This window comes from Telluria sp. Soil_C_11, assembly GCF_057657395.1.
The window spans coordinates 285,278-295,648 of sequence record NZ_JBDGIN010000002.1 but is presented as its reverse complement, the minus strand read 5'-3'; the positions used below and the strand labels follow the sequence as shown (position 1 = coordinate 295,648).

The following is a 10,371-nucleotide window of genomic DNA, read 5'->3' as shown; positions in this document are numbered from 1 at the left end:
ACTTTGGAGCGGGAGAAGAGTCTCGAACTCTCGACCTCAACCTTGGCAAGGTTGCGCTCTACCAACTGAGCTACTCCCGCTTCGTTCCGGTTTGCTGCGATGTCGTTCGCAACAGGCAGGCATTATAGAGATGCTGAGCACTGTGTCAAGGATGGCTCGGAAGAAATCTTATACCGCGCCCGATTTTTCCTTGATCAGCGGCCAGGCGCGGCGCAGATAGTAGAACATCGACCAGACCGTCAGTACGCCGGCGATCCACAGCAGGATCTCCCCTGCCCTGTGCATGTCGAGCACGACGAACAGCGGATCGTGGAACAGCAGCATCGGGATCGCGACCATCTGCACCGCGGTCTTGATCTTGCCGAGCGAGCTCACGGCCACCGACTTGCGCGCGCCGATCTCCGCCATCCACTCGCGCAGGGCCGAGATGGTGATCTCGCGGCCGACGATGATGAAGGCGAGGATGGCATTCACCCGATCCAGCTGCACCAGCACCAGCAGCGCGCCGGCCACCATCAGCTTGTCCGCGACCGGGTCGAGGAAGGCGCCGAAGGCCGAGGTCTGGTTCCAGCGCCGCGCCAGGTAGCCGTCGAACCAGTCGGTGACGGCGGCGACGATGAAGACCAGGGTCGCGGCCAGGTTGCGGTCGGCGAGCGGCAGCCAGGGCTCGGGCAGGTAATAGACGCCGACGACGAGCGGAATGAGGGCGACGCGTAACCAGGTCAGGAGAATCGGGATGTTAAAGGGCATAGAGCGTGTTTCTGTGAGATGGCGCCGCTAGTCTACATGGGTCTTGCTTTTTAGACCAGTTGAGCTCATCCGGAGCGGGTGAAACACCTGCACGTCGGCCCGCGCAGGCGCTTGGACGTCGCCTGCGCAGGCGCTTGAACGTCGCCCCCGCGCAGGCGGGGGTCCAAGTCCTGCAGGAGCTGTCGAAACGTTACCGAACCTGGGTTCCCGCCTTCGCGGGAACGACGTCATTTGCTAGTGCAGCTGCCGGTAGATCTCTTCCGCCAGCGTGCTCGAAATGCCCTCGACCGACATCAGGTCTTCGACGCTGGCATCGATCACGCCGCGCAGGCCGCCGAAGCGCGCCAGCAGCTTCTGGCGGCGCTTGGCGCCGATGCCTTCGATCTCCTCGAGGCGCGAGGCCTGGCGGGCCTTGGCGCGCTTGGCGCGCATGCCGGTGATGGCGAAGCGGTGCGCTTCGTCGCGGATCATCGCCACCAGCATCAGCGCCGCCGATTCCTTGCCCAGCTCCTGCGGCTCGCGGCCATCGGCGAAGATCAGGGTCTCGAGGCCGACCCGGCGCCCCTCCCCTTTCGCCACGCCGACGATCGCGCTCACGTCCAGGCCCAGTTCGGAGAACACCTGGCGCGCCATCTCGACCTGGCCCTTGCCGCCGTCGATCAGGGCGATGTCCGGCATCACCCCCTCGCCGCCCGCGACCTTCTCGTAGCGCCGCATCAGGACCTGGCGCATGGCGGCGTAGTCGTCGCCCGGCGTGATGTCGTTGATGTTGTAGCGGCGGTATTCGCCGTTCTGCATCTGGTGATGGTGGAACACCACGCACGAGGCCTGGGTCGCTTCGCCGGCCGTGTGGCTGATGTCGAAGCACTCGATGCGCAAGGTGTCCAGTTCCTCGCTGTCGAGGCCCAGCACCTCGGCCAGCGCGCGCGTGCGCGCCTGCTGCGAGCCCTGCTCCGACAGCAGGCGCGCCAGCGAGATCTCGGCATTCTTCTGCGCCAGTTCGAGCCACTGGCGGCGCTGCCCCTGCGGCTGGAACACCAGGTTGATGCGGTGTCCGCACTGCTCGGTCAGGGCGTTGATCAGCTCCGGCATGTCGAAGAAGGTGTTCAGGATGAAGGTGCCGGGGATGAACTTGTCCCCGTAGTGCTGGGCCAGGAAGGCGGCCAGCACCTCGACCTCGATCGACGACTCCTCCAGCGCCTCGCCGACCTGGGTCGGGAAGTAGGCGCGGTCGCCGAGGTGGCGTCCGCCGCGCACCATCGCCAGGTTGACGCAGGCGCGCCCGCCCTGCACCACCACGGCGATGATGTCGACGTCGGCGTCGCCGGTGGTCTCCATGCTCTGCGCGTGCAGCACCTTCGACAGCGCCTGGATCTGGTTGCGCACGCTGGCGGCCTGCTCGAACTTCAGGTCCCCGGCATAGGCCAGCATCTTCGCGTTCAGGTCTTCCAGCACCTCGGTCTGGCGCCCGCGCAGGAATTTCGCGGCGTTGTCGACGTCGCGCCGGTAATCCTCGGGGGCGATCAGGTCCACGCAGGGGCCGCTGCAGCGGCCGATCTGATGCAGCAGGCAAGGCCGCGTGCGGTTGTGGAACACGCTGTCCTCGCAGGTCCGCAGCTTGAACACTTTCTGCAGCAGCTGCATCGATTCCTTGACCGCCCAGGCGCTCGGGAAAGGTCCGAAGTACTGGTTCTTCTTGTCCAGCGCGCCGCGGTAATAGGCCATGCGCGGGGAGTCGCCTCCCGTGATCTTCAGGTAGGGATAGGACTTGTCGTCCCTGAACAGGATGTTGTAGCGCGGCTTGAGGGTCTTGATCAGGTTGTTTTCCAGGATCAGGGCCTCGGCCTCGCTGTGCGTCACCGTGGTCTCCAGGCGCGCGATCTGCGACACCATCATCGCGATGCGCGGGCTCGACAGGTTCTTCTGGAAGTAGCTGGAGACGCGGTTCTTCAGGTTGCGCGCCTTGCCGACGTAGAGGACCTTGTCCTCGGCGTCGAAATAGCGGTACACGCCGGGCAGGCCGGGCAGCTTCGCGACGGTGGCCAGCACCTGCTCGCGGGTCGCGGCGTCCGGCCGTGCGCCGCCCTGCGCATCCTTCTGGATCGTCGCGTTCAGCTCTTCCTTCATGGCCTGCCATGCATCCGGGCGCGGGCGCGGCGAGCCTTCCGGCTGGCCTTCGGCCTTGGCCCGGTTGCTGGCGGCGCGGCTGCGCTTCGACGGTGCCACGGGGGCCGGAGCCGGCATCGCGGCGCCGCCGGCGGCCACATAGGCGACGTGTGCCTCGCGCACGTCGAGCGCTTCGCTTGCTTCGGGCGTTGCCGGGGTGTCCGGCTGCCCGTTCGATCGAACTTCCTTGGTCACTTGGGTCCTGCCAGATAAAGCTAAATGGGTTCGGGCGCCTGGGTCACGATCACGAAGGCGACGCCGTAGTCGGCTTCATCGCTGATCGTCACCTGCGCCGAGAGGCGGTTCGCCCGCATGAATTCCTCGAGCGCCCCGCTGCAGACGATGACCGGCTTGCCGCCGGGCGCGTTGAGCATCTGGGCCGAGCGCCAGGTCATGGGCATGTGCATGCCCAGCCCGATCGCCTTCGAGAACGCCTCCTTGGCCGAGAAGCGCGTGGCCAGGAAACGCAGCCCGCGCAGTTCGTGCCTGGCGCGGCGGGCGTGGTATTTCGCCAGTTCCTGCGGTCCGAGGATCTTTTCGGCGAAGCGTTCGCCGTTGCGCGCGAGGGCAGCCTCGATGCGCGAGATCTGGACGATGTCGGTACCGATCCCGTAGATCATGAACACCTCCCGCTCAGGTCTCCGACATGGGATTGCCGAGCGCGACGCCGAGACGGGCATCGACCATGATCGACTTCATCTCGCGTACCGCGTGCTCCCATCCCACGAACAGGGCGTGCGCGACGATCGCGTGGCCGATGTTCAGTTCATGGATCTCGGGGATGGCGGCGACCGGCTGCACGTTGGTGTAGTGCAGGCCGTGGCCGGCGTTCACGCGCAGGCCATGCTTGACGCCGGCCCGCACGCCCAGCTTGATGCGGGCCAGTTCGCGCGCGACCTCTTCTTCGTCCTCGGCCTCGGCATAGCGGCCGGTATGCAGCTCGATCACCGGCGCGCCCACCGCCGCGGCGGCGGCGATCTGCTGCTCGTCGGCGTCGATGAACAGCGAGACGCGGATGCCCTCGCCCGCCAGCTGCCTGACCGCGGCTTCGACTTCCTTGTAGTAGCGGATCACGTCCAGGCCGCCCTCGGTGGTCACTTCTTCGCGGCGTTCCGGCACCAGGCAGACGTCCTGCGGCTTCACCAGGCAGGCGAAGTCGATCATCTCCTGGGTGACGGCCGCTTCGAGGTTCATGCGGGTCAGCAGCTGCGGACGGATCGCCAGCACGTCGGCATCCTTGATGTGGCGGCGGTCTTCGCGCAGGTGCAGCGTGATCAGGTCGGCGCCGGCCTGCTCGGCCAGCAGGGCCGCGCGCAGCGGATCCGGATAGACGGTCCCGCGCGCGTTGCGGACGGTGGCGACGTGGTCGATATTCACGCCGAGGTCGATGACCTGGCCGGTGGGGTTCAGGAAGCTCATGTGCTCGTCTTTTCTTTTTAAAGCTGCATCAGGTCGATGAGAATCTGGCGCGTATTCAGCGGCGCGCCACCTAGGTGGTAGGCCAGCAGGAAGCGCATCAGCTGCTTGCTCTGCGCCTGCGTCTGCGGGTCGCCGTAATGTTCGTTTTCCATGTCGATCAGGGTCTTGCCGGTCACGACGGGCCAGGTATCCCCCATCCGCGCCGTGCGCGCGCCGCGTTCCGGGTCGACGACGTACAGCTCGCCCGGCTCGACCCGCGCGCGGGTTCCGGTGTCGCGCGTCAGGTCGGCGGCAACCCCGGTCTCCTTAAGTAAGGCCCTTTCGAACTTTCGCAAGACGATCTGCGCAGGTTCATTGTGCGCCAATTCGTTGAGCGTCGCCACGTAATGGTCGAACAGCTTCGGGTGCGGGTCGTCACGCGCCAGCAGCTTGACCAGCAGTTCGTTCAGGTAGAACCCGCACAGCAGCGCCGTTTTCTCCAGCGGCAGCATGCCGCCGACCCAGTCGGCGTCGATCAGGGTGCGCAGTTCGGACTTGCCGGAAAAGGAAATCGACAGCGGCTGGAACGTCTGCAGCACTCCGCGCAGCTTGGACAGCGGACGCTTGGCCCCTTTCGCGACCACGCCGATGCGCCCATGGTCGCGCGTGAACATGTCGACAATGAGGCTGGTTTCCTTGTAGGGGTAGCTGTGCAGCACGAAGCCGGGCTGGCCCAGCACGCGGGTGTCGCGGGCCGGGGTGCGGCGGCGTTCGGGTCTTGCGGGTGCGGGTGCGGGCGCAGGTGCAGAGGCAGGCGCCGGGACGGCAGGCGTCGCCACCGCGACGGCGGACCGGGGCGTCCCGGCGTACGGCGGCGCCGCGGCTTCCTCCACCCGGTCGGGGCCTTTGTTTTCCTGGTCGTCCTGGCCGGACATGCAAGCGGGCGCCGGAAGCTTATTCGTAGCCGTAGGCGCGCAGGCCGGCTTCGTTGTCGGCCCAGCCCGACTTGACCTTGACCCAGATTTCCAGGTACACGGGGCCGCCGAACAGTTTTTCCATGTCGAGGCGCGACTGGGTCGAGATCTCTTTCAGGCGCGCGCCCTTGTTACCGATGAGCATGGCCTTATGGGTGTCGCGCTCGACCAGGATGGCGGCGAAGATGCGGCGCAGATTGCCTTCCTGCTCGAACTTCTCGATCAGGACGGTGCTGGTGTACGGCAGTTCGTCGCCCACCAGGCGGAACACTTTCTCGCGCACGATCTCGGCGGCCAGGAATTTCTCGCTGCGGTCGGTAATGTCGTCCGGGCCGAACACCGGCGGATTCTCCGGCAGGTGGCGGCGGATTTCCTTTTCCAGCGCATCGACCTGGAAGCGCAGCTTGGCCGACACCGGCACCACGGCCGTGAAGTCGCGCAGCCCGGCCACCTTGGCCGCGAACGGCATCAGCTCGGCCTTGTCCTTCATGCGGTCGGACTTGTTGATCACCAGGATCACCGGCACGTTCTTCGGCAGCAGCTCCAGCACCTGCTGGTCGGCCGGGCCGAACGTGCCCGCTTCGACCAGGAACAGGATCACGTCGGACGCGGTCAGGGTGTTCGAGACCGTCTTGTTCAGGGTCTTGTTCAGCGCGTTCGCGTGGCGGGTCTGGAAGCCCGGGGTGTCGACGTAGATGAACTGGGCGTCGTCGCGGGTCTGGATGCCGGTGATGCGGTGGCGCGTGGTCTGGGCCTTGCGCGAGGTGATCGACACTTTCGCGCCGATCAGCACGTTCATCAGCGTCGACTTGCCCACGTTGGGGCGGCCGACGATGGCGATGTAGCCGCAGCGGAAGTCCGCGGGGACCTGATCGTCCTGGTTGTTGTCGCCTTGGGTGGTCTCGATGTTCATGCTGCTGGTTTCCTCGTTGATTCTGTGATGGCCGGCGCTTCGCCCTGCTCGGCGCTCTGGTCGGTCGCGATGCCCGCCAGTTTCAGCTGGGCCGAGCGCGGACGGCTCTTGCGGGCGCCGCCCGGGTTCTTTTGCGCCGCCTGTTCGGCGACTTCGAGGGCCAGGCGCGCCGCCGCCTGCTCGCCGGCGCGCCGACTGCCGCCGCGGCCGAACACCTGGATGCCGAGCTTGGGCACCAGGCATTCGATCTCGAATTCCTGGCTGTGGGCGGCGCCATGGGTCGCCACCACGTTATAGGTCGGCAGCGAAATCTTTTTGCTCTGCAGGAATTCCTGTAGCAGCGTCTTGGCATCCTTGCCGAGGGTACGCGGATCGACCGAGTCCAGCAGCGGGATGTAGAAGGCGCGGATCACGTCGCGCGCGCTGTCGAAGCCGCTGTCCAGGAAGATCGCGCCCAGCAGGGCTTCGAGGGTGTCGGCCAGGATCGAGGGACGGCGGAAGCCGCCCGATTTCAGCTCGCCCTCGCCCAGGCGCAGGAACTGCGACAGCTCGAGCTTCTGGGCGATCTCGTACAGCGACTGCTGCTTGACGAGGTTGGCGCGCAGGCGCGACAGGTCGCCTTCGGCCAGTCCCGTGAAGCGCTCGTACAGCACCGAAGCGACCACGCAGTTGAGGATCGAATCTCCGAGGAATTCGAGGCGTTCGTTATGCAGGCTGCTGTGGCTACGGTGGGTCAGCGCCTGCTGCAGCAGGCTGGGGTCCCGGAACGTATAACCGAGGCGAGTTTGCAATAACTGAAGATTCATTGTCGTTTCATTGTGCTAGAGCCGTGCATCGGAGCCGGCATCCGGACCCGCGCACGGCGCCAGCCCGGCTTGTTACTTGGCGGCCGTATCGGCCGAGGCTGCCACCTCTCCGCTCGGGTCGGTGGTGCCGGCGTAGTCGATCAGGAGGCTGACGTTGCCTGCCAGCGGAATCCGTTTTTCGTAGGCGAAGCTGATTTCGGCCTGGCCGTTGTCGCGGGTGATCACCAGGTCTTTACTGCCGATCACGGTGATGTTGTTGATCTCGGCATTCCGTGAGAAGGCCTGCTGCATCTCGCGGTTGCTGCCGCCGGTTGCCTTGGCCGCTGCGATCGCATGCTTGATCGAACGGTATTCGGCCCAGGACGGGAACACCCGTATTGCCACCAGCGCCACGGCGCCCAGCACCACCAGCACCACGATCAGGCCGGACAGCGATACACCGGCCTCCCTACCCTTTCCTGCATGTCGCATCCGCGCCTCCGCTTGTCAGTGGATACCGCCGATGCGCTTCAGGTTGCTGAAGTTCATCCAAACGAGCACAGCCTTGCCAACGATGTTCTGGTCCGGCACGAAGCCCCAGTAGCGGCTGTCTGCGCTGTTGTCGCGGTTATCGCCCATCATGAAATAATTGCCTTCCGGTACGATACAGGTAAATTTATCGTAGGAATAGGTGCAATTTTCGTGATGGGGGAAGTCCGGATCGACCGCGGCCAGGTTGATCGTGCGCTGGCCCTCCATGTTCAGGATGCGGTGCGGCGCATTCGCGAGCTTCTCCATGAACTGCTTGTGGTACACCGGGCGCTCGTCGTCGAGGTAGTCGTCCATCGGTTCGTACTGGACCGGAACCCCGTTGACGGTCAGGCGCTTGTTCTCGTAAACGATTTTATCACCCGGCACGCCGATGACGCGCTTGATGTAGTCCTGGCTCATGTCCTTCGGGTACTTGAAGACCATGACGTCGCCGCGCTGCGGGTTGCCGACCTCGATGATCTTCTTGTTGATCACCGGCAGGCGGATGCCGTAGTCGAACTTGTTCACGAGGATCAGGTCGCCCACCAGCAGGGTCGGCACCATCGACGACGACGGGATCTTGAACGGCTCGAACAGGAAGGAGCGCAGGAAGAACACCAGCGCGATCACCGGGAAGAAGCTGCCCGAGTACTCGACCCAGGTCGGCTGGCGCAGGATCGACGCTTCCAGCGCCGCGCGGTTGCTGTTGTCGACCTTGATGCCGTCGGCGGTCAGCTTGGCGCGGTGGGCGTCGTATTCGGCCAGGGCGGCGTCGGCTTTCGCGCGGCGTTGCCTGGACAACACGAAGACGTCGAGGAACCAGATGACGCCCGTGATGACCATGGCCACGAACAGGATCAGCGCAAAATTTCCGAGGATCGGTTGCAGATTCATCGCTTGTTATTCTTTCACGTCGTTCTTATTTGTCTTCGACCTGGAGGATCGCCAGGAAGGCCTCCTGCGGGATTTCCACCGAGCCCACCTGCTTCATGCGCTTCTTGCCGGCCTTTTGCTTTTCCAGCAGCTTCTTCTTGCGCGAGATGTCGCCGCCGTAGCACTTGGCCAGCACGTTCTTGCGCAGGGCCTTGACGTTTTCGCGCGAGATGATGGTCGCGCCGATCGCGGCCTGGATCGCCACGTCGAACATCTGGCGCGGGATCAGTTCGCGCATCTTCGCCGCCACCTGGCGTCCGCGGTAAGGCGCGTTGGCGCGGTGCACGATGATCGCCAGGGCGTCGACCTTCTCGCTGTTGATCAGCATGTCGACCTTCACCACGTCGGCGGCGCGGTATTCCTTGAACTCGTAGTCCATCGACGCATAGCCGCGCGAGGTCGACTTCAGGCGGTCGAAGAAGTCCAGCACGATCTCGGCCATCGGGATCTCGTAGTGCAGCTTGACCTGGCGGCCGTGGTAGGCCATGTCCATCTGGATGCCGCGCTTGCCGTTACACAGGGTCATCACCGACCCCACGTATTCCTGCGGCATGTAGAGGTTGACGTCGACGATCGGCTCGCGCACTTCGTTGATCTTGGACGGTTCCGGCATCTTCGACGGATTGTCGACGCGGATCACGCTGCCGTCGCGCATCTCGACCTCGTACACCACGGTCGGCGCCGTCGTGATCAGGTCCATGTCGAATTCGCGTTCCAGGCGCTCCTGCACGATTTCCATGTGCAGCAGGCCCAGGAAGCCGCAGCGGAAGCCGAAGCCCAGCGCCTGCGACACTTCCGGCTCGTACATCAGGGCGGCGTCGTTCAGCTTCAGCTTCTCCAGCGAGTCGCGCAGCGCGTCGTACTGGTTGGCTTCGACCGGGAACAGGCCGGCGAACACCTGCGGCTGGACTTCCTTAAAGCCCGGCAGCGGCGCCGGGGCCGGCTTGGCCGCATGGGTCACGGTGTCGCCCACCTTGGCGGCGGTCAGCTCCTTGATGCCGGCGATGATGAAGCCGACCTGGCCGGCCGACAGTTCCGGCAGCGAGACCGAGCGCGGCGTGAAGATGCCGATGTTCTCGACCAGGTTGACCGATTCGGTCGCCATCAGCAGGATCTTTTCCTTCGGACGCAGGGTGCCGTTGACCACGCGCACCAGCATCACCACGCCCACGTACGGGTCGTACCAGGAGTCGACGATCAGGGCCTGCAGCGGCGCGTCCGGGTCGCCCTGCGGCGGCGGGACCTTGGCGATCAGCGTCTCGAGCACGTCTTCCACGCCGAGGCCGGTCTTGGCCGAGCAGACCGTGGCGTCGGAGGCGTCGATGCCGATCACGTCCTCGATCTCTTTCTTGGCGTTGTCCGGATCGGCGTGCGGCAGGTCGATCTTGTTCAGGATGGGCACCACTTCCACGCCCAGGTCGAGCGCGGTGTAGCAGTTGGCGACGGTCTGGGCTTCCACGCCCTGCGAGGCGTCCACCACCAGCAGCGCGCCTTCGCAGGCGGACAGCGAGCGCGAGACTTCGTAGGAGAAGTCGACGTGGCCGGGGGTGTCGATCAGGTTCAGGTTGTAGGTCTGGCCGTCGCGCGCCTTGTACTGCAGCGCCGCGGTCTGGGCCTTGATGGTGATGCCGCGCTCGCGCTCCAGGTCCATCGAGTCGAGCACCTGCGCGTCCATCTCACGGTCCGACAGGCCGCCGCACAACTGGATGATGCGGTCGGCCAGCGTCGATTTGCCGTGATCGATGTGGGCGATGATGGAAAAATTACGTATGTTTTTCATTAACAAAACTCAAAACCAAAAAGAGCGGCATGCAGACATGCGCGGCAATACGAAAAAGCGCTTCGGCGGGGTTCACTGCCATCCCCGGGCGAGCGCTTTCATCAAGCGTGAGAATCCAAGCCGTGCATTTTACCGGATTTC

10 protein-coding genes and 1 tRNA gene are annotated in these 10,371 nt (G+C 64.8%); all 11 read right to left on the bottom strand.

Annotated elements, in window-relative coordinates:
* Positions 1 to 4: 4 nt before the first annotated feature.
* The 11 genes from AC3A6M_RS04275 to lepA all read right to left on the bottom strand — a co-directional run bounded on the left by AC3A6M_RS04275 (position 5) and on the right by lepA (position 10,230).
* Positions 5 to 80, bottom strand: a tRNA-Gly gene (locus tag AC3A6M_RS04275).
* Positions 81 to 168: 88 nt separating this feature from the next.
* On the bottom strand, positions 169 to 750 hold the full coding sequence (gene pgsA / locus AC3A6M_RS04270) for a CDP-diacylglycerol--glycerol-3-phosphate 3-phosphatidyltransferase (RefSeq protein WP_487851486.1): 582 nt from the start codon (positions 748 to 750) through the stop codon (positions 169 to 171).
* Between the two features lie 234 nt (positions 751 to 984).
* Entirely contained in the window at positions 985 to 2,877 is a 1,893-nt protein-coding gene (gene uvrC / locus AC3A6M_RS04265; protein ID WP_487851734.1) for an excinuclease ABC subunit UvrC, read from the bottom strand.
* Positions 2,878 to 3,131: 254 nt separating this feature from the next.
* Positions 3,132 to 3,536 carry a holo-ACP synthase gene (gene acpS, locus AC3A6M_RS04260; RefSeq protein ID WP_487851485.1) on the bottom strand — a complete coding sequence of 135 codons (405 nt, stop codon included), beginning with the start codon at positions 3,534 to 3,536 and terminating at the stop codon, positions 3,132 to 3,134.
* Positions 3,537 to 3,549: 13 nt separating this feature from the next.
* Positions 3,550 to 4,335 (bottom strand): pyridoxine 5'-phosphate synthase, encoded by a 786-nt coding sequence (gene pdxJ, locus AC3A6M_RS04255; protein ID WP_487851484.1) that lies wholly within the window; start codon positions 4,333 to 4,335, stop codon positions 3,550 to 3,552.
* Between the two features lie 17 nt (positions 4,336 to 4,352).
* Positions 4,353 to 5,249: a DNA repair protein RecO gene (recO, locus tag AC3A6M_RS04250; protein ID WP_487851483.1), complete on the bottom strand. Its 897-nt coding sequence runs from the start codon at positions 5,247 to 5,249 to the stop codon at positions 4,353 to 4,355.
* A 19-nt stretch (positions 5,250 to 5,268) separates the two neighbouring features.
* On the bottom strand, positions 5,269 to 6,201 hold the full coding sequence (gene era / locus AC3A6M_RS04245; RefSeq protein WP_487851482.1) for a GTPase Era: 933 nt from the start codon (positions 6,199 to 6,201) through the stop codon (positions 5,269 to 5,271).
* Positions 6,198 to 7,007: a ribonuclease III gene (gene rnc / locus AC3A6M_RS04240; RefSeq protein ID WP_487851481.1), complete on the bottom strand. Its 810-nt coding sequence runs from the start codon at positions 7,005 to 7,007 to the stop codon at positions 6,198 to 6,200. The genes era and rnc overlap by 4 nt, the downstream gene beginning before the upstream one ends.
* 72 nt (positions 7,008 to 7,079) lie before the next feature.
* Complete coding sequence (locus tag AC3A6M_RS04235; protein WP_487851480.1) at positions 7,080 to 7,478, bottom strand: DUF4845 domain-containing protein; 399 nt, start codon at positions 7,476 to 7,478, stop codon at positions 7,080 to 7,082.
* 15 nt (positions 7,479 to 7,493) lie between these two features.
* On the bottom strand, positions 7,494 to 8,411 hold the full coding sequence (gene lepB / locus AC3A6M_RS04230) for a signal peptidase I (protein ID WP_487851479.1): 918 nt from the start codon (positions 8,409 to 8,411) through the stop codon (positions 7,494 to 7,496).
* A gap of 25 nt (positions 8,412 to 8,436) precedes the next feature.
* Complete coding sequence (lepA, locus tag AC3A6M_RS04225) at positions 8,437 to 10,230, bottom strand: translation elongation factor 4 (protein ID WP_487851478.1); 1,794 nt, start codon at positions 10,228 to 10,230, stop codon at positions 8,437 to 8,439.
* Between the last annotated feature and the right edge of the window lie 141 nt (positions 10,231 to 10,371).